Source organism: Sphingomonas sp. FW306-1B-B10E, from assembly GCF_058782005.1.
In genome coordinates this window covers 25,641-44,115 of sequence record NZ_JBYSXG010000021.1, presented here as the reverse complement: position 1 = coordinate 44,115, position 18,475 = coordinate 25,641, and the positions used below count along the sequence as shown (strand labels likewise).

At 67.2% G+C, this 18,475-nt stretch carries 15 protein-coding genes; 4 read left to right on the top strand and 11 right to left on the bottom strand.

What is annotated here, in order from left to right; all coding sequences use genetic code 11:
• Positions 1 to 2 precede the first annotated feature (2 nt).
• A complete protein-coding gene (locus AC3WJI_RS10285; protein ID WP_492757170.1) occupies positions 3 to 803 on the top strand; it encodes an inositol monophosphatase family protein in 801 nt (266 codons plus the stop codon).
• A 1-nt stretch (position 804) separates the two neighbouring features.
• Here the strand turns inward: AC3WJI_RS10285 and kdsA are convergent, their stop codons facing one another.
• From kdsA to AC3WJI_RS10265, 4 genes are read right to left on the bottom strand one after another with little or no spacing between them, the layout of a single operon-like run.
• A complete protein-coding gene (gene kdsA, locus AC3WJI_RS10280) occupies positions 805 to 1,623 on the bottom strand; it encodes a 3-deoxy-8-phosphooctulonate synthase (protein WP_492757169.1) in 819 nt (272 codons plus the stop codon).
• Positions 1,624 to 1,634: 11 nt separating this feature from the next.
• Positions 1,635 to 2,945 (bottom strand): RraA family protein, encoded by a 1,311-nt coding sequence (locus AC3WJI_RS10275; RefSeq protein ID WP_492757168.1) that lies wholly within the window; start codon positions 2,943 to 2,945, stop codon positions 1,635 to 1,637.
• Between the two features lie 7 nt (positions 2,946 to 2,952).
• Positions 2,953 to 3,945: a KpsF/GutQ family sugar-phosphate isomerase gene (locus AC3WJI_RS10270; protein WP_492757167.1), complete on the bottom strand. Its 993-nt coding sequence runs from the start codon at positions 3,943 to 3,945 to the stop codon at positions 2,953 to 2,955.
• Entirely contained in the window at positions 3,942 to 5,120 is a 1,179-nt protein-coding gene (locus AC3WJI_RS10265; protein WP_492757166.1) for a hypothetical protein, read from the bottom strand. The genes AC3WJI_RS10270 and AC3WJI_RS10265 overlap by 4 nt, the downstream gene beginning before the upstream one ends.
• 220 nt (positions 5,121 to 5,340) lie before the next feature.
• Here AC3WJI_RS10265 and AC3WJI_RS10260 point away from each other — a divergent pair, with 220 nt between their 5' ends.
• On the top strand, positions 5,341 to 6,351 hold the full coding sequence (locus AC3WJI_RS10260; protein WP_492757165.1) for a phytanoyl-CoA dioxygenase family protein: 1,011 nt from the start codon (positions 5,341 to 5,343) through the stop codon (positions 6,349 to 6,351).
• Positions 6,352 to 6,361: 10 nt separating this feature from the next.
• Positions 6,362 to 7,885, top strand: coding sequence for a hypothetical protein (locus AC3WJI_RS10255; protein ID WP_492757164.1), 1,524 nt, complete (start codon positions 6,362 to 6,364; stop codon positions 7,883 to 7,885).
• Between the two features lie 38 nt (positions 7,886 to 7,923).
• On the opposite strand, the gene AC3WJI_RS10250 is transcribed toward AC3WJI_RS10255, so the two are convergent.
• The 6 genes from AC3WJI_RS10250 to AC3WJI_RS10225 all read right to left on the bottom strand — a co-directional run bounded on the left by AC3WJI_RS10250 (position 7,924) and on the right by AC3WJI_RS10225 (position 16,216).
• Entirely contained in the window at positions 7,924 to 9,696 is a 1,773-nt protein-coding gene (locus AC3WJI_RS10250) for a putative bifunctional diguanylate cyclase/phosphodiesterase (RefSeq protein ID WP_492757163.1), read from the bottom strand.
• Between the two features lie 116 nt (positions 9,697 to 9,812).
• Entirely contained in the window at positions 9,813 to 10,754 is a 942-nt protein-coding gene (locus tag AC3WJI_RS10245; RefSeq protein ID WP_492757162.1) for an N-acetylglucosamine kinase, read from the bottom strand.
• A complete protein-coding gene (locus AC3WJI_RS10240) occupies positions 10,751 to 11,881 on the bottom strand; it encodes an SIS domain-containing protein (RefSeq protein WP_492757161.1) in 1,131 nt (376 codons plus the stop codon). Before AC3WJI_RS10240 ends, AC3WJI_RS10245 begins: the two co-directional genes overlap by 4 nt.
• Positions 11,874 to 13,157, bottom strand: coding sequence for a D-tagatose-bisphosphate aldolase, class II, non-catalytic subunit (locus AC3WJI_RS10235; protein ID WP_492757160.1), 1,284 nt, complete (start codon positions 13,155 to 13,157; stop codon positions 11,874 to 11,876). The genes AC3WJI_RS10240 and AC3WJI_RS10235 overlap by 8 nt, the downstream gene beginning before the upstream one ends.
• Before the next feature lie 69 nt (positions 13,158 to 13,226).
• Positions 13,227 to 14,138 (bottom strand): EamA family transporter, encoded by a 912-nt coding sequence (locus AC3WJI_RS10230; RefSeq protein WP_492757159.1) that lies wholly within the window; start codon positions 14,136 to 14,138, stop codon positions 13,227 to 13,229.
• On the bottom strand, positions 14,135 to 16,216 hold the full coding sequence (locus AC3WJI_RS10225) for a glycoside hydrolase family 36 protein (RefSeq protein ID WP_492757158.1): 2,082 nt from the start codon (positions 16,214 to 16,216) through the stop codon (positions 14,135 to 14,137). Before AC3WJI_RS10225 ends, AC3WJI_RS10230 begins: the two co-directional genes overlap by 4 nt.
• Before the next feature lie 141 nt (positions 16,217 to 16,357).
• On the opposite strand from AC3WJI_RS10225, the gene AC3WJI_RS10220 reads away from it, so the two are divergent.
• Positions 16,358 to 17,464, top strand: coding sequence for an amidohydrolase family protein (locus tag AC3WJI_RS10220; RefSeq protein ID WP_492757157.1), 1,107 nt, complete (start codon positions 16,358 to 16,360; stop codon positions 17,462 to 17,464).
• A gap of 135 nt (positions 17,465 to 17,599) precedes the next feature.
• Here the strand turns inward: AC3WJI_RS10220 and agaR are convergent, their stop codons facing one another.
• On the bottom strand, positions 17,600 to 18,382 hold the full coding sequence (gene agaR, locus AC3WJI_RS10215; RefSeq protein WP_492757156.1) for a transcriptional repressor AgaR: 783 nt from the start codon (positions 18,380 to 18,382) through the stop codon (positions 17,600 to 17,602).
• Between the last annotated feature and the right edge of the window lie 93 nt (positions 18,383 to 18,475).

The window sequence follows — 18,475 nt, the reverse complement described above, 5'->3', positions numbered from 1 at the left end:
GCATGCCAGCGCTCACCGATCGCATCGCCGCAGTTCTTCGCGAAGCGGCGGCGACTGCGGTCATGCCGCGGTTCCAGCGTCTCGCCACCGCGGAGGTCGAGGAGAAATCGCCGGGCGACCTGGTCACCGTCGCCGATCGCGAGGCCGAGCGGATCATCGCAGCGGGGCTCGCATCCGTGCGCCCCGATGCCCGCTTCGTCGGCGAGGAAGCGTGCGCGCGCGACCCGTCGCTGCTCGACGGGCTGGATCGCGGCGCGGTGTGGATCGTCGATCCGATCGACGGGACCGGAAACTATGCCGCTGGGCGCCGGCCCTTCGCGCTGATGGCGGCGCTGCTCGAAGAAGGCGAGATCGTCGCGTCGTGCATTCTCGATCCGGTCGAGGGTCGCCTGGCCGCGGCCGAACGCGGCGCGGGCGCGTGGATCGGCGGAACGCGGATTATGCCGGCGAGCGGCTCGCCCGGGCTGGCGGCGATGACGGGGATCGTGAGCGACTTCTCGCGCCCGCCCGCGATGGCGCCGCGCGTCGCGGCACTGGCGGAGCGCGTGGCCGAGGCAGTGCCGACTCGCCGCTGCGCCGGCGACGAATATCCGCGCGTCGCGACCCGCGAGCGCGACTTCGCGCTCTATTGGCGGACGCTGGTGTGGGACCACGCACCGGGGGTCCTGATCCTCGAGGAGTCGGGCGGCAAGGCCGCGCGGCTCGACGGCAGCCCATATCGCGCGGCCGACCCGAGCGCGCCGATCCTCCTCGCGCGAAGCGCGGCGATCTGGAACGAAGTGGCGGCCGCGCTGGCCGAATAGGTCAGCCCTTGGCGAGGCGATCGAAGGCCTGGAGCCGTGCGAGCAACGCAGGCATGTCCTTCAGCGGCACCATGTTGGGGCCGTCGCTTGGTGCGACGTCGGGGTTCTCGTGGGTCTCGATGAAGACCGCCGCCACGCCGACCGCGACTGCCGCACGCGCGAGCACCGGCACGAATTCGCGCTGCCCGCCCGAGCTTTCGCCCTGGCCGCCGGGTTGTTGCACCGAATGTGTCGCGTCGAAGACCACGGGGAAGCCGGTCTCGGCCATGATCGGCAGCGAACGCATGTCGCTGACCAGGGTATTGTAGCCGAAGCTCGCGCCACGCTCGCACAGCATTACGCGCTCATTGCCGCTGGCGACGACCTTGGCGGCGACGTTCTTCATGTCCCAGGGCGCGAGGAACTGGCCCTTCTTGATGTTGATCGCGCGGCCGGTCTCCGCGGCGGCGACCAGCAGGTCGGTCTGGCGGCAGAGGAATGCCGGAATCTGCAGCACGTCGACGACCTCGGCGACCGGGGCGCACTGCCCGGCATCATGGACATCGGTGATCACCGGGCAGCCGAATTGCTCGCGCACTTCGGCGAACACCGACAGTGCGTTGTCGAGCCCGATCCCGCGCGGCGAGCCGATCGAAGTGCGGTTGCCCTTGTCGAACGACGATTTGTAGATGAAGCCCATGCCGAGCGCGCCGCAAATCTCGTGCAGCGCCGCCGCCATTTCGAGCGCGTGCTCGCGGCTCTCCATCGCGCACGGGCCGGCGATCAGCACGAACGGCTTGTCATTGGCGATCTCGAGCGCGCCGACGGTTACGGTCTTCATCATGTCGTTCCTCAGAATGCGCCGCATTCGGCGAGGATCTCGCCGACGTCGCGCCCGCGCGCCGCATACATGCGGATCCGCGCTTCGTTGCTCATCACGTCCCAGGCCGCGGCCTCGACTTCGTCCCAGCGTGCCCGGGGCACGACGATGACGCCGTCCTCGTCGGCGAATACCACGTCGTCGTTGCAGATGCGTATGCCGCCCATCTCGATCGGGCGGTTCATCGCGTGCATCGTGCCGTCCAGCTTGATGTCGTTGCAATTGGTGACCCGCGCATAGACCGGGAAGCCCAGGGCGCGCACGTCGGCGGTGTCACGGGTAGTGCCGTCGATGACCGCGCCAACCGCGCCCGAGCGGACCGCGATATTCGCGTTGAGGTCGCCGAAATAAGCGCGTTCGGGAATGTCGGTCGCGACCATGATCACGTCGCCGGGGCGCACGAACTTGTACGATTCGAGCGCGGTGTAGATGCCCTTCCAGGCGTCGGGCGGATCGTTCGGGCCGAGCCGGCGCAGCTCGAGCGTCTTGGCGCGGCCGAGCAGCTTGCCGCCGCTGGTCGGGCGCAGGCTGGGCGGTAGGACCACGGCGATGCCCTTGTCCTTGCAAATGTCCGCGAGCACGGTGGACGACAGATGCGAGATCATCGCGCGGAAGCGCGTGACTTCGGCGGCGCGCTGCCCGGCGGCGACGGTCTCGGCGATGACGAGGTCCGAGCCGCGATTGATGTCGATCTGCTCGATCGGATCCAGGTCGAACAGGATCGGGCGCACGCCGTAGCGCCGCGTCGGAACTTCGCCCGAGGCCGGACGGCGCACGATATAGAGGCTCATCGCCTCGATCACCGTGGCGGGGAGATCGACGCTGTTGGGGATCCGGCCGGTGCCATAAGCGGGCGTGTCGCCATCCCAGCAATATTGCTTGGCGCGGCTGACCGCGACGAGGCTGTCGGCTTGCGGATCGGCGAGCAGCACGTCGATCGCCCGCGAGATCGTCGCGGCCGAGACGAACGGCGCGGTGCACAGGATCTGGATCCAGATATCGGCGTCGGGACGCTGGCTGCACTCCCAGGCGAACATCTCGTGCCCGTCGGTGGCGTTGCTCGCGAGCGTGGCCGGGCGGACCAGCCGGGTGACGGGGAGGTCGGTGGCGAGGTCGGCGAGGGTGTCGGACTCGGTGTCGAGGCACACTTCTGTGATCGCCGGGCAATCGAGTGCCTGGCGCAGCTTGCGCTTGAACAGATAGTCGCCATCGAGGATCGCGACATTCTTGTCGCGAACGCGCTCGCTGTGACCCTTGGCGGGGACGAATGCAACGATTTTCATTTTGAGATCAGCCCTGCATCAAGTCGTTGGCGTGGAGCATGCCGTGGAGCCGGCCGGCATCATCGACGATCGGGAGGACGAGCCACCCGCCGGAGCCCGCGCCGCGCGTGAGAAGCACGTCGCCGACATTGGCCTCGATTCCGATCACGTGCGGGCTGGGCTGCATCATCTCGCCGGCGGTGGCGGTATGGACGTCGGGATGCGCCTGGATGTGGCGGCGCACATCGCCGTCGACGACCAGCCCGAGCAGGCGGTCCTCGTCATCGACGACGCAGGCGGCGCCCATGCGCTTGCTGGACATCACTGCGAGCAGGTCGACGAACGACGTCGAACGCGCGACCTTGGGCAGATCGTCGCCCTGGCGCATGAAGCTGGCGACCGGAATCATCTGGCGGCCGAGCAACCCGGCCGGGTGGTGGCGCAAGAAATCCTCGCGCGTGAAGCCGCGCGTGCGGCTCACCGCGACGGCGAGCGCGTCGCCGATCGCCAAATGGAGCGTCGTGCTCGATGTCGGCGCCATGCCGATATGGTCGGCCTCGCGCTCGACTTCGGCGAGGATGAGATGGTCGACCGCGCGGGCGAGCGGCGAATCGCCGCGGCCGATCAGGCCGATCAGCACGCAGCCGCGTGCGCGCAGCAGCGGCATGATCCGGACGATCTCGTCGGTGGCGCCGCTGTTCGACAGGATGACGACGACGCTGCCAGCTTCGACTGCGCCCAAGTCGCCATGCGCGGCTTCGGCGGCATTGACGAACAGCGCGGCGGTGCCGAGGCTCGAGAAGGTCGCGGCAAGCTTGGCGGCGACATGCCCCGATTTTCCGACGCCGAGCAGCACGATCGGCCGCGTCTGGCGCGCGATCAGCGCGACGGTTTCGGACACGCCCGAGAGCGGCCGACGCAGGAAGCTCGACAGCGCGTTGCGCTCGGCCGCGATGACGTCGCAGAACCAGGCGGTCGCGAGATCGGTCTGTGCCGCATGCAGGGCAGTCAGCGCGTTCATGCGGCCATCTCCAAGGCGGCCGTCTGGAGGCGGGCGACACCCGCCGCCCAGCGCGCCGGGTCCATCGGCCGGTCCAGCCGGGCGAGCAGCTCGTCCGCGGTCAGCTCGGGATCGTTGGGATCGATCAGGTTGTTCGCGACGTGATAAGCGAACCAGGTCCGCGCATCGTCGCGATCCGCACCCACTGCCTCGCCCGCAAGGATCGCGCGCTGGAAGCTTTGGAGATCCGTATAGGCGTTCAGCCAGGGGGCGGTCTTGAAGCGCGACTGGCGCAGCATCGGCGTGCCGAAGAAGGCAGCAATGGCATAGACCTTAGAGTCACCGACCAGCATGCCGTCGGCGTCGCGTGCGAGCAGCATCGTCACGTTTTCGCCGTCCGGACCTGCCCCGGGGAGCAACCCGACCTGCGAACCGCGCGCGGCGATCTCCTCCCGCAGCGCGCTGTTGTCGACATGCTTTTCGTTCAACGGATGATTGGTGACCGCGAGGAACAGCGAATCGTCGAGTCGCTCCGCCAGCTCGGCGACCAGCCGGTAATTGGGCGTTGCGCCAATGCGATGGATCGGGAAGAAATTCTCTTCATGCTCATATTCGAGCGGTAGCGCGATGACTCGGCCGTCCGCAGGCACGTTCGCCCATTCGCGGAATGCCTTGCGCTTCGCCCGGTTCGGTTCGGCGAGGCGGAGCAACGGGTCCCAGATCGGCGCGATAAGGCGATCGAGCGTGGCGCGCTGCTCGCTGGTAAAATCAGGAAGCAGGCCGTGATCGAAGGGCTCTTCCTGCAAGATGAGCCAGCTCGGCGGGATCGACAAGGGCGAGGCGCCGCCCTCCATCAGATGGCGCACCACGCCGGGAAACTGGCGCACGGTGTCGCAATCGGCTGACCGGCACAGGACATAGTCAGGGGCCAGGCTCTTGACGAACTCCACGATCCCGGCGCGCTCGACCGCGGCGGTGCGCATCGACGGGTGGTTGGAATCGTCGACGATGTGCCAATGGATCTGGTAAAGATGCGCGCACAGCGCGAGCTCGGCCTTGCCGATCCCGGTCCCGCGCCAAGGCGCGGGGGCGAGCACATGGACCTCGTGCTCCGCGACCAGCCGGCGCATCAGCGGCTCCACGACCTGCTCGAGCCACCAGGGTGTGATCACCGGCAGATAAAAGAGTATTTTCACGCAGGCCCCAGCTTGAGGTGTGAGCGAAGACGCTCGGACGATGCGACGCCCGCAAGGACCATCGCCACAGCTGCATTATAGAGGCGGTGCGCCGGGGCCGGCGCGGCGATAGGAAAAATTTGCCTAGTGCGGCGCTCCGGCCGGCGGTCCGCGCGCCGCTTGCGCCCCGGGGTGGCGAAAACCTTCTACAATGGGAAAGTTAACTATCGAGAGAGACCGCGTGACTTCGCAATTCGGCCAGGCCCGCTTCTTCAGATTGAGCGATTCCCCTGAAGGCGGGATCAAGACCTATCATGCCCAGGTCGCCGATGGGATGCGTCGCGACGGGCCGATCCGGCGTCTCAAATATCTCGCGCGCGCCAACTACGCGTATAACTACATCTGGTGGTTCAAGACGCGGTCGAACGATCCGGCGCGGATCAAGCGTCTCGGCCAGGTCGAGCGGATGCTGCAGCAGCCGCTGTCCGCGCGCCGTCCGAAGACCGAGCGCGCCGCCGAGTTCGCCAAGAGCGACTTCCATTTCGAGTCCGGCATGCTGGACCCGCAACTCGTCGCGCGCTTCTCGGACGATCTCTACAATGCGGGCCGTTACAACGAGCCCTATCGCACCAATTTCGAGCATGTCGGGCGCCCGGAGGCGAGCGACAGCCCGTTCCTTTACATGCTGCCGCAGACGCTGTTCGAGAACGAGAATTTCCTCGAAATTTGCGCCTCGCAGCCGCTGATCGACTTTTGCCGTGAGGCGCTTGGTCCGCGCGCCGCGCTCAGCTGGGCATGGTCATGGATCAGCCAGCCGGGGCACATGCCCTACCAGAACCAGAACTGGCACCGCGACGTGGCGGAGCCGCTCAACTTCATCCGGGTGTTCATCCCGCTCCAGGCGATCGGCACGCGTGCGGATGGCCCGACCGAGCTTATCCCGGGAACGTCGGGGATGCGCGAATTTTACGAAATGCGGCGCTTCTCAGATGCCGAGCTTGAGCCGACCAAGCAGGCCATGGGTGCCGGGGTGGTCTTCGCCGAGCCCGGCGACGTCTATTTCGTCAACACCTTCGCGCTGCACCGCGGGACGCCGCCGGCGAACCGCCGCGCGATCCTGACCTTGCTCGTGTCGCTGTCGCCGTCGCACCGAACCCCGTCGATCCGCAAGCTGCGTCTCCGTGAGGTGCCCGAACGGCTGCGCCCGATGATCCGCGCGAACCGGTCGTTCTTCCGCAACCTGATCCAATAGGCAGGGCGCGATGATCAAACTCGTCATCTGGGACCTCGACGACACACTATGGCGCGGCACGCTCGCGGATGGCGACGCGGTCGTGCCGTTCGAGGCGCGCGTGGACATCGTTCGCGCGCTTAATGCCCGCGGCGTCGTGTCGTCGATCTGCTCGAAGAACGATCCAGAGATCGCGCGGGCCAAGCTCGTCGCGCTCGGCCTGTGGGACGATTTCGTGTTCGCACATATTGCCTTCACGCCCAAGGCAGCGGCGATCGCGAAAATCATCGCCGACATGCAGTTGCGCGCGTGCAACGTGCTGTTCGTCGACGACAATCCACTCAATCTGGAAGAGGTGCGGTTCGCGCTGCCCGAAATCCAGCTGCTCGACGCGACTGCGCCGGATGCCGATGCGCGGCTTCGCGCGATCGTCGATGGGTTGTCCGTGGGTCGGAGCCGCGTCGAGGAATATCGCATCCTCGAGCGCAAGACTCGCGATCGCGACGTCGCGACGGGTTCGAACCACGATTTCCTGCGCAGCTGCGCGATCAAGGCGTGCGCGCCGTTCCTGATGGACAATCTCGATTTCGCCGGTCGTATCGCCGAGCTGATCAATCGATCGAACCAGCTCAACTACACCAAGTCACGCGTCGAGCGCGCCGACCTCGAGGCGCGGATCATCGACGTCGTCGGCTATGACAGCTGGTCGATCTTCGCCTGGGACCGCTATGGCCATTACGGGCTGGTCGGGTTCGTGATGGTCGATCGGCGAAGCCAGCAGCTCGTCGACTTCGTCTTTTCGTGCCGGGCGATGCACATGGGGCTCGAAGCCTATGCGCTCGGCAAGGTGCGCGAGAAATGGCCGGAGATCGACCTGGCACAATGGCACGGCCGGTTCGATCACACCTATCCGGACTGGATCGAGGATCGCTCGTTCCACGATTCCGAGATTCGCGGCACCCTGATCGCCGAGCAGGTCACCGGGCTCGCCGAATCGCCGGCGCTGCGGATCATGTTCGATTGCCAGTCCGGCGGGATCGCCCATTTCAGCCGCAATCGCCGGCGGATCGAGTTCGACAACAATCCCCGGCTCTTCGCGCTGAAGTCAGTCTGGCACGACGGCCACCACGCGCAAAGCTATCCGCGCTTCGTGGTCTATGGCGCGGGGATCGACTATAGCGATCCGCGCTGGGGCGATCTCGCTCCGATGCTCGATCACGGCGTGTATCGTGAGTGCGTGCGCAAGCTCTGCGCGTTCTTCGATGCGCAGGGCATCCGCGCACTGATCGTCCTCCCGCCGGAAAATGCGCCCAAGGCATTGTACCGCCCGCAGATGAACCACACGCGGGATCGCACTGCGCGCTTCAATCGCGAATGGTGGGCCGCGGCGGCCGAATGGGCCTGCATCGACATCGTCGACCTGTCGCAGGCCGACAGTGCCGACATGGCCGATGTCAGCCATTATCGGCCGAGCCTGCTCGTCGAGCTGGCGGAGACGATCGACGACTGGCTGGAGGCGGCCGAAGTGCCCGCGCTCGGCCAGGCGGCGGCTTAGGGCTTTCCCGAAATCGGGAGCGATCCTTCAGCGCCGTTTTAGGCCGCCTTCCACGCCAGCGCATCCTGCTCGGCACTGAGCCAGTCTTCGAATTCCGCCGCCGGGATCGGACGCGCGAACCAATAGCCCTGGCCCTCGTCGCATCCCATCGCGCGCAGCTGCGCGCATGTGGCCTCGGTCTCGATCCCTTCCGCCACCACGCGGTAGCCGAGGTCGTGTGCCAGCGCGATCATCGAGCCGACCAGCGCGCGATCGCGATCGTCGGTGTCGAGATTGCCGACGAACGACTGGTCGATCTTGAGGATGCGGGCGGGGATGCGCTGCAGGTAGGACAGGCTGCTATAGCCGGTGCCGAAATCGTCGATCGCGATCTGCATGCCCGCGTCGCTCATCGCGGTGATCTGCGCGAGGGCCTCGTCGACATTCTGCATCATCGCGCTCTCGGTCATCTCGAGCTCGAGCGCCGCGGGCGGGAGGCGGTGCTTGAGCAGATAGAGCTGCACCTGCTGGGCGAAATCGCGTTGCTCGAGATTCGCCGCGGAGACATTGATCGCCAGCTGGATATGGATGCCCCTGCCGCGCCACGCCGCGAGCTGGGCAAGCCCCTTGTCCAGCACCCAGGCAGTGAGCGGCCCGGCGAGCGAGGTCTGCTCGATGATGGGAATGAACTCGGCCGGCGACACCGCGTCGAGCTCGGGGTGGTGCCAGCGCAGCAGCGCCTCGGCGCCGATGCACGCGCCCGAGCGCAGGTCGACGCGCGGCTGGAACACCAGCGACAGCTCGGCATCCGATTCGAGCGCCGATCCGAAATCGTTGAGCAGGCGGAAGCGGCGTTGGTGGGCTTCGTCGATATCGAGCGAATAGAGGCTGACCGATCCCGCCGACGAGCGCGCGTCCTGCGCCGCGCTGTGCGCCCGTCGCAGCACCGAATCGGCGCTGGTGCGGCCCGCGACGAACGGCGCCACGCCGATCGTCGTCGCCATCACGAACCGCGCTTTCGATGTCGCGCGGACCTGGCGAAGCAGAGTGGTGAGCAGCGTGACATAGTCGGCCTCGTCGACGCCCGGCTCGGCAAGGAAGGCGAATTGCGTCGGGGCGACGTGGTACGCGCTGCGTTTGGGGCCGATCAGCGTGGTGATGCTCTTCGCGGTCTCGCGAACGATCTCGTCGAGATAGATGGTGCCCATCACCCGCACGCCGTTGTTCAACTGGTCGCTGCGGGCGAGGTCGACGAGCACGGCGAGGCGCTGCTCGCCGGGCCGGTCGCGACCAAGATCGGCGAGGTCCTCGGCAAACTGGTTGCGATTGGGCAGGCCGCTCAAGGGATCGATGCGCCCGAACGCATGCTGGAGCTCGATCTCGTGCATCACGATCTCGGCAAGGTCCTTGAGCGATTCGATCTCGATCGCGCTGGCCTCGCGCGGTTCGGTGCCGAGGACGCAGAGTGCGCCGAGGCTGTAGCCCTCACGCGTGGTGAGCGAGGCGCCGGCATAGAAGCGGATGCCCTGCTCGGCGAGCAGGCTGGTCTGGTAATTGGGGCAGGCGAGCAGGTCCGGGATCAGCACCAGCTCGGCGCTTTCCGCGACCTCGGCGCAAGGCGCCTTTTCGCGCGGGATCGACCAATGGGTGATGCCGACGCGCGACTTGAACCATTGGCGGTCGCTGTCGGTCAGCGACACCGCCGCGATCGGCAGGCCGAAGATCTGGCTGGCCATCCGGGTGATCCGGTCGAAGCTCTCGCTCGGTTCGGTATCGAGCAAGTTCAACCGGTGAAGCGCCTGCAAGCGCTCCTGTTCATCGTGACGAATCATCCGTGTGCCTCCGCACGCGAGGGTAGCGGAGAGAAGATGGGCGGGAAGCTAAAGGTCCGCACTGTAGTTCTACGTGCCTCCCGCGAGCGCCGGGTGATACGGAAGCCTGCGTCCAGCTAGCCGGCCTCTTCGATCCTGACGAAGTGCCGGGCGTAGAGCGCGGCGCCGTAGCCGGGCGGATGTTTCGGCTCGACCGGCGCGAACAACCCTGTCTGCTCGAGCGCGCCGACGAACGCCGCGCGGACGATCGGCTGCTGCGCGAGGACTCCGCCCGACCAGGAGACCGGCGTCGCAACGCCGTCCGGGAAGCCGAGCCGGGTGCGGAGCGCGGTCGCCAGCTGCAGCAATTCGCCGGCCGCCGCAGTGAGGATAGCGGCGGCGGCTGCATCCCCGTCGGCCGCTGCCTGCGATACGAGGCTGGCGAGGCGCGCGACTTCGCCGCGGGCCATGCCGTGCGGGCCCATGACGCGCTCGCACAACTCCAGATCGTCGCGGAGGGCGAGTTCGCCGCGGACCAGGGCGTGGAGCGGTCCCTTGGGCGCGCGGCCGTCGCTCATGCGCGAGAACAATGCGAGGCCCTGGACCGCGATCCAATAGGCCGAGCCCTCGTCGCCGAACACTTCGCCCCAGCCGCCGCTGCGGGCAGCCTGGCCCTGCCGCTCGCCATAGCCGATCGATCCGGTGCCCGCGACGATGTTGATCCCGTCCGCGCAGCCGAGCGAACCCGCCCAGCCGCAGATCATGTCGTTGCCGCAGGCGAAGCGATCATGGCCGAGCAACTGGCCGCACTCCGCGCGGAGCTGGGGATCGGCTTCGGTGTCCTCGCCATATGCGGGCAGTCCGAAGAAGACGAAGCCGAATGCGGCCGGCGTGATCCCGAGGCTGGCGCAGATGCCGGCGATGCCCTCGCCGAGGCGGCGCACAGCTTCGTCGATCCCGACCTCGAGATGATAGGTCGTCCCGGTGATGACGCTGGCCAGGATCGTCCCGTCGCCATCGATGCAGACGAATTCGGTCTTGGTGCCGCCGCCGTCGACGCCGAGGAAATAGGCGGTCATGCGGGGGTCGCGTGGATCCGCACGCCCTGGACGACGCGGTTGACCGTGCCGCTCGCATTCGGCCGGTCGGGGGTCAGGCCAAGCCGTTCGGAGACGCGCAGACCGAGCAATTGCGCCGGCACGATGAAGGGGAACAGCAGGTCGGCATCCGCAGCCTCCGCCATGCCCGCGATCTCGATCTCGGCGCCGTCGGACGGCTGCGCCGAGATTACCACGACTTCGCCGGCCCGCCCATCGCTGCGCAATTCCTCGATGATGTCGAGATCGTAGAGCCGCGTAAGCGAATCGTTGGCGACGAACACAACGACGAGCGTGTCCGCGTTGACGATCGTCTTGGGGCCGTGGCGGAAGCCGAGCGCGCTGTCGAAGCAAGTGACGATGGCACCGTCGCTGAGCTCCATCATCTTGAGCGCGGCCTCGCGGGCGAGCCCGGTGAACACGCCGCTGCCGAGATAGACGACGCGCTGGAAGCCGCGGCTGGCGAGCCGCTCGACCACCGGCTCGGCGCGGGCGAGCGCGTCGCCGACCGATGCCGCGATCGCTGCCACGCGCGCTTCGAGCGACGCGATGCCGCCGAGGATCGACAGCGCCGCGAGCATCATCGCGCTGAAGCTCGAGGTCATCGCGAAGCCGCGGTCGTGCGTCGCTTCAGGCAGGATTACGACCTTGGTGTTGGCGTTGCCGCGCTGTGCCAGCGCGCCCTCGGCATTGCAGGTGATGACGAGGTGATAGGCTTGGTCGACCTGCGCGTCGACCAGGTCGACCGCCGCGACGCTTTCGGGGCTGCTGCCCGAGCGGCCGAACGACACGAGCAGGGTAGGCATGTCGCGGCGCAGATGCTGAAGCGGTGCGCTGACGATATCGGTCGTCGCCACGGCTTCGACGCTGCGGCCGAGCAGCTTCGACAGCCAGGGCGCGAGGCACTCGCCGGCGAACGCCGAGGTGCCGGCGCCGGTCAGCACGATGCGCAGCTCGGGCCGCGCAAGCAAAGGCGCGACGAACGCTTCGATCTCGGCGCGCTGGTCGCGCAGCAATGCCTGCGTCGCCTGCAGGGTCGCGGGCTGCTGTTCGATCTCGCGTCGCGTCCAGGTGTCGACATGGTCGGTCGCGAGGAGGGTGTCAGGCATGGGGATAGCAGGCTCCGTGATAGGCATCGAGCGTCGCGCCGACATGCGCCATGACGAGCTCGGCAGGATCGAGGCTGGCCTGGCCTGCGCGCAAAGCGGCATAGGCCAAGGGCAGATATTGGCTGACTAGTGAGAGCGGCGGGACGGCGCCGCGCAGATTGGCGAACAGCCGGTCCTGCGCGGCGGCGATCTCGGGATCGGGCCAGTAATAGCGGACGCGGTCCGACAGGCTGTATTGCAGCTGCTGGGTCAGCGCCGCGCCGCTCGCGTGGTAATATTTGGCCCAGTTCTTCGGCTCGGCCTGCATCCGCGCGAGCACGACCGCGCGAAGACTGGCGCGATCCTCCGGCGCCACCGTCTCCGCTTCGATTGCGTCGAGCGCCCATAGCGCCTCGCGCAGCGCGAAGGTCACGCCGGGGCCGACCTTGAGGATGGCGAAATGATCGCGGACCAAGGCCGCGAGCGCCCCCTCGGTCTGATAATCGGTCGAATGCGCCTCGAATACGAGATGCTCGACCGGCTCGATCGCGCGGCTGAGCGCGGCTGCGCGCTCCGGACGGTAATCGACCACCTTGTCGTGATCGAACTCGACGCCGGGCTGGACCACCGTCGCGATCACCCGCTCCCACGCGTCGCCAAGGCCCTGATCGCGGAACAGGTCGCGGTGCATGTCGACCGTGGCGATCGCCGCCTCGGGGGTGGTGACCGCGAGCTCGTCGAGATCCTCGGCCGCGCCGCCCGGCACCGGCACTTCGGTGCCGATGACATAGGCCGGCGCCTCGGACGCATCGCCCGAGAACGCATCCTCCGACGCCCGGCACAGCCGCGCCGCGCGCTCGGCGATCACGCGCTCGGGCAGGGGCACCGGATCGTCGGCGCAGCTCATCGAGCAATCGAGATGGATCTTCCGGAACCCGGCGCGGACATAATCCGCCACCATGATCTCGGCCTTGGCCATCGCCTGGTCGGCGGGCAGCGCCGTCCAGGCATTGGGGCCGAGATGGTCGCCGCCGAGCACCAGCCGCTCGCGCGGGAAACCGGCTTTGTCCGCGATCCCCTCGACGAACGCGCGGAAGTCGGCCGGTACCATGCCGGTATAGCCGCCGTCCTGGTTGACCTGGTTCGACGTCGCCTCGATCAGCACGATCGGCTGGCCGGTGCGCAATGCGTGGCGGAAGGTCGCCTCGATCACCAGCGGATGCGCCGAGCACACCGAAGTGACGCCGACCGCTTCGCCCGCATTGTGCCGCAGCACGATATCTCGAATCAGGTCCACTGGAGCCCCCTTTTGCGCAAACGATAATCGCATCTGCCGCGAAAAACAATAAAGCGCAATATAACGAAACTAAAGAGCTTCGGCCGCTGGTTTCGCATCCGCATCGGGTTCGATCGCGAGGAGCAGCGAGGCGATGAACGCGAGGACGATGCCGAGCGTCTTAAGCGGCCCCGGCACCACGCCAAGCACCGCGAGCGACAGCAACGCTGTGGCAAGTGGCGCGCCGGCATTGGCGAGCGGCGCGACGATGATCGCCTTGCCATAGCGGAACGCGAACACCAGGGTCAGCGCGCCGATCGCGTTGAGCACCTGGATCACTACTGCGAGCCCGGGACCACTGAGCCCCCAATTGATCGGCCGGCTGAAGTCGGTCATTGCCCAAGCGACGGGAACCAGCAGCAGCCCGGACAGGGTCATGTAAACGAAGATGCTCTCGGCCGAAGTGACCGCATTCGCCGCCTTCATAAAATAGGCCTGGACGCCCCAGCACAGCATCACGATCAGCGCCGGCACCAGCCAGGTCAGCGACGACCCCGCAGCGCTGCCAGGCGCGAAGTCGAAGGTCGGCAAGGCGAGCAGGGCGAGCACGATGCCGATCGCGCCGAGCCGCCCGGTGCGCTCGCCGATCAGCAATGCCGACAGCGCGATCGTCACCACCGGCGACAGCGAGATCACCGGAAAGATCAGATAGGCAGGCCCGCGCGCCACCGCGTAGAACAGCAGCATCTGCCCTCCCGCGCCGAGCAGCCCGATCGCGAGGCCGTAGGCGACCGCGCGCGGCGTGCGGTCGAGCTTCCACCCGGCCTGCGCCAGCACCACCAGAGCGGGCGGAACCATCGTCAGCGCCCACACGCAATAGACCAGGGTCTCGGGAAAGCCGTTCTGCGGCGACAGCCCGGAAAACGCGCCCCAGATCCCCCACAGGACGACGGTGACCAGCGCATTGACCAGCCAGGCGCGGCCCGACGCCGCCCCGCTCATGCAGCGCCCCCGGCCGGGGTGGCGCGGACCAGCAGGAAATGCTCGAACGACGCGCGGATGGCATGGCCGCGCGTCGCGGTACCCAGCGGCGCGCCGGTGAAGCCGTCGGTCAGCGTGTAGCGCCCCTTGCCGAGCCCGCGCAGCGCGATCGCGCCGTCCCATTTATCCGCGAAGAAGGCGTAATGCAGCGCGCCGTCTTTCTCGATCGCATGCCCCTCGGGCCGGTCGAAACCGATATCGTAGAGCCCGCCGAGATACTCGCCCTTGGACAGCATGTTGGCGCGGTAGAGGTCGATCCATTTGCGCCACAGCGCTTCCTTTTGCGCCGTGAGCACATAGCCGCCGGGCGGCAACTTGTCGGTCGGTCGGGTCGTGTCCTCCGGCCAGGTGAACTTGGTCGAGGGGATCGCGCCGATGCCATAGGTCGAGGCGAAGTCGTCGCGCCCGTCGCTCAACTCGACATGGTCGCCCGAATAGGGTGCCGACGGTCCCATCAGCGCCTTGAAGGTCTTGCCCTTCGAGCGGACCTGCCAGGAAGAGGTCGGATCGGACGCCGGAGTGTTGTTCATCGCCGGAATATTGTGGAAGGCGAAGCTGTCGCCGCACGGGCAGATCTCGACCACCGCCTCGGGATTGATCGACAGCGCCTCGTCATAGACCGCCTTCCAGAAATCCTGGAGCTTCTCGAACGATTCCTCGGGGCGGGCGTGGTTGTGCGCGGGATTGTAGCAGGGCGCGACGCCGTTGAGATGCTGGCCGTCGAGCTTGAGCCCCTCGAACCCCCATTCGCCGATGATGCGGCGGACCAGCGCGCGGTGATAGTCGATCACCGGCTGGTAAGCGGGGCACAGGGTATAGGCGTCCCACCAGGTGACGTCCTGCTTGGCCCCCTTGCGGTCGAGCAGCAGCATGTCGGGGTGGTCGCGTAGCAGGTCGGTGCCCGGATCGACCGCGAGCGGCGCCAGCCACAGCCGCGGGCGCATTCCATCCGCCTTGATGCGGTCCGCGAACGCCTTCATGTCGGCGCCGCCGCGCGGGAATTTGGTGCGATCGACCTTCCAGTCGCCCTCCGAGGTCTGCCAGCCATCGTCGAGCACCGCCCATTCGAAGCCGAGCGCCTTGGCCTTGGGCAACGTCCCGTAGACCTGATCGGTGGTGAAGTTGCGCTCATAGCCCCAGGCGCACCAGATCGGCGCATAGCTCGATTCGGGGATCGCCGGCGCCGCCAGCCCGCGCTCGGCCATGATCCGGCGATAGGCGTCGAGCGGGCGGAAATGGTCGCCGGTATGCGCCATCAGCATGGTCGCCGGCAGGTCGAGGCTAGCGCCGGGAGCGAGCGTCATCCGCTCGTCGCCCGAAATGCCGATGCGCGTCCCCGAGGGCTGCGCGGCCACCGGCAGCGACACCAGCCGTGGCACCGTCTCGACATGCCCGACCGCGAGCCCGACATCGCGCCGCCACACCACCGAGACCGGCGTGCCGCCGCCATAATCCGAGCTGTTCATGCCCATGAAGTTGCGCTGGTCGAAGCCGGGCTTGACCCGCTGGACCCAGTCGCGCCGATCGGGGTGCGAGGCGCCGGCGAAGGTCCAGGCGCCCTCGGGATGCGCGAGCAGGTCGTGCGTCGCCAATCGCCAGCCGGCCACCTGGATCGGCGCCGATCCGGTGTTGCGGAAGCGCGCTTCGTAGAGCGCGAGCCCCGGATAGCGCTCGAACAGCGACACGCGCAGCTCGAGCTCGACATCGCCGCCGGCGGTGGCGCGGATGCGGTGCTGGCGGCCGCGGCCGTGCGGGCCCTTGGCGGCCGCCTGGTCATGATCGAGCAGCAGGAAGCGGTCGACCGTGCCGCGATCGGTCAGCAGCATCGCGGCCGGCGCGGGCGAGGTTACCGGCCTGCCGGCATGCGAGATGCGCGACTGCAGCGCCGCGTCGAAATCGATCGCCAGCGTGCCGTCGGAAATGCGGACGCCCTTCGCCGCCGCCGCCCAGGCCCTGCCGCCCAGCGTCGGCGCGGCGATCATCGCGCCGCTTGCCATCAGCGATTTCAACATCGTGCGGCGGGTGGCGAAGCTCGGCATAAGGTCTCTCTCCAACACGGGTCCGTCACATCGCGGCGAGCGGCCGTTCGAAAGAGCTTGCACCAAGCCCGAATGCGGCGCAAATCAAAACGCAACAAAAAATAGCGTTACGTTTCGATTTGCATCGATAGGAGTTCGGGGATGCGCATTTGGGGTAGCATGCTGTTGCTCGGAGCGTCGGCGCTGGCGATCGGCGCGCGCGCGCCGGAGCCCAATTATAGCGAGGCAGATTTCGCCAAGGTCGCCAAGTTCGATGCGCACGTCCACACCAATGTCGAGGATCCCGGCTTCCTCCAAGTCGCGCGCCGCGACCGTTTCGAATTGCTCGCGATCAATGTCGACTATCCCGATTTCCCGCCGCTCGCGCTGCAGGCCACGGTTGCCCACGCGATGCGCGCCGCCGATCCCAAACATCTCCACTTCGCAACCACCTTCTCGATGGAAGGCTTCGGCACGCCCGGCTGGACCGAGCGCACCATCCGCGCGATCGATGCCGAGGTCGACAAGGGCGCGGTGGCGGTCAAGGTGTGGAAGAATATCGGGATGGTCGCCAAGGACGCGCAGGGCAAGCGCGTCTTCATCGACGATCCCCGGTTCGACGGCGTGATCGCGCATCTCGAGCAGCGCGGCATCCCGCTGATCGCACACCAGGCCGAGCCCAAGAATTGCTGGCTGCCGCTCGACCAGATGACCACGGAGAACGACCGCAGCTATTTCCGCGAGCACCCCGAATATTACATGTACCTCCACCCCGAGGAGCCGAGCTACGAGGCGCTGATGGCGGCGCGCGACCGCTTCGTCGCGCGCCATCCCAGGCTCGCCTTCGACGGCGCGCACATGGCGAGCATCGAGTGGAGCGTCGACGAGCTCGCCCGCTTCCTCGATCGCTATCCCAATGCAGTGATCGACTTGGCAGCGCGGATGTCCAACCTCCAGGCGCAGTCGACCGCAGATCTAGCCCGCGTGCGCAACTTCTTCGTCAAATATCAGGACCGCATCCTCTACGGCACCGACCTCACCGACAGCCCGCCCGACCCGGCGGCGCGCGCGCAGAACCCGCCGGCGACCAGCGACTTCACCGGCGAGGCCGACCGCGTCTGGCGCGCCGACTGGCGCTATCTCGCCACGCCGCTCAGTCAGCGGGTCGATGCGATCCAAGCCGACGCCAAGGGGCTCGCATTGCCGCGCGGGGTGGTCGACAAGATCTATTGGAAGAACGCGCAGCGGTTTTTCCGCCGGATGCACTGACTCTGTTCCCCGGCGAAGGCCGGGGCCCAGTTACGAGCGCTCTCGAGGGAGGAACTAACCCCGCGACTTCGCCGAGACTGGGCCCCGGCCTTCGCCCCCCCCCGGGGAACAGGTGTCTTGTCGATGGCGCCCCCTTCAGACCAGATGTAGCCGGAATCCTGCCCGCTCCGCCGCGGCCTGGATCCCGCTCGAATCGTCGGCATCTGTGATCAGATCGTCGATCTCGTCGACATTGAGGATGCGGTGGAGGCAGACCTTGCCGAACTTCGACTTGTCGGTCACCGCGATCACCTGGCGCGCCGCCTTGGCCATCTTGCGGTTTAGCATCGCCTCGGGCTCGAAATGGGTGGTGATGCCGCGCTCGAGATCGAAGCCGTCGACGCCTAGGAAGAGCTTGTCGACATGGAGGTCATCGAGCGCGCTCTCGGTCTGCGCGCCGTAAAAGGCGCGGTTGCGCCGCCGCAGCGCGCCGCCGAGCATGACCACGCCGATCCGCTCCTTGCGCGCGAGCGCCTGGAGGATGTCGAGATCGTTGGTGAGGACGGTGATGTCCTCGTCGTCGGGCAGATGGTGCGCGATCTGGAGCGTCGTCGTCCCCGAATCGAGCACGATCGACTCGCCGGGGCGGACCATCGATGCCGCGAGGGCGCCGATCCGCGCCTTTTCGTCGATATTGCTCGCGCGCTTCGCCTCGAGCGGCGGCTCGGCGACGACATTGACCGCGTCGGCCGAGATCGCCCCACCATAGGAACGCTCGGCGACCCCACGCTTCTCGAGATAATGCAGATCCTTGCGGATCGTCTGCATCGACACGCCGAACCGTGCGGCGAGCGGCGCGACCTGCACGCTGCCGCGCTCGCGCACGAGCGCGCTGATCTGTTGACGCCGTTCGCTGGTGTCGCGGATGATGACCGACATAAAACCTCCGAAAAACGGCTTACCAGCGAGATCCGTCATCGACAACAAAACGAATGAGTTTCGTTTCTTTTGTATTTGACAGTGTCGCGCGGC

Excerpts from the sequence above, each read along its gene's own strand:
- AC3WJI_RS10250 (WP_492757163.1), bottom strand. The coding sequence starts at position 9,696 with ATGATTCGTCACGATGAACAGGAGCGCTTGCAGGCGCTTCACCGGTTG.
- AC3WJI_RS10245 (WP_492757162.1), bottom strand. The coding sequence starts at position 10,754 with ATGACCGCCTATTTCCTCGGCGTCGACGGCGGCGGCACCAAGACCGAA.
- AC3WJI_RS10220 (WP_492757157.1), top strand. The coding sequence starts at position 16,358 with ATGCGCATTTGGGGTAGCATGCTGTTGCTCGGAGCGTCGGCGCTGGCG.
- AC3WJI_RS10230 (WP_492757159.1), bottom strand. The coding sequence starts at position 14,138 with ATGAGCGGGGCGGCGTCGGGCCGCGCCTGGCTGGTCAATGCGCTGGTC.
- AC3WJI_RS10285 (WP_492757170.1), top strand. The coding sequence starts at position 3 with ATGCCAGCGCTCACCGATCGCATCGCCGCAGTTCTTCGCGAAGCGGCG.
- AC3WJI_RS10275 (WP_492757168.1), bottom strand. The coding sequence starts at position 2,945 with ATGAAAATCGTTGCATTCGTCCCCGCCAAGGGTCACAGCGAGCGCGTT.
- AC3WJI_RS10240 (WP_492757161.1), bottom strand. The coding sequence starts at position 11,881 with ATGCCTGACACCCTCCTCGCGACCGACCATGTCGACACCTGGACGCGA.
- kdsA (WP_492757169.1), bottom strand. The coding sequence starts at position 1,623 with ATGAAGACCGTAACCGTCGGCGCGCTCGAGATCGCCAATGACAAGCCG.
- agaR (WP_492757156.1), bottom strand. The coding sequence starts at position 18,382 with ATGTCGGTCATCATCCGCGACACCAGCGAACGGCGTCAACAGATCAGC.
- AC3WJI_RS10255 (WP_492757164.1), top strand. The coding sequence starts at position 6,362 with ATGATCAAACTCGTCATCTGGGACCTCGACGACACACTATGGCGCGGC.
- AC3WJI_RS10270 (WP_492757167.1), bottom strand. The coding sequence starts at position 3,945 with ATGAACGCGCTGACTGCCCTGCATGCGGCACAGACCGATCTCGCGACC.
- AC3WJI_RS10225 (WP_492757158.1), bottom strand. The coding sequence starts at position 16,216 with ATGCCGAGCTTCGCCACCCGCCGCACGATGTTGAAATCGCTGATGGCA.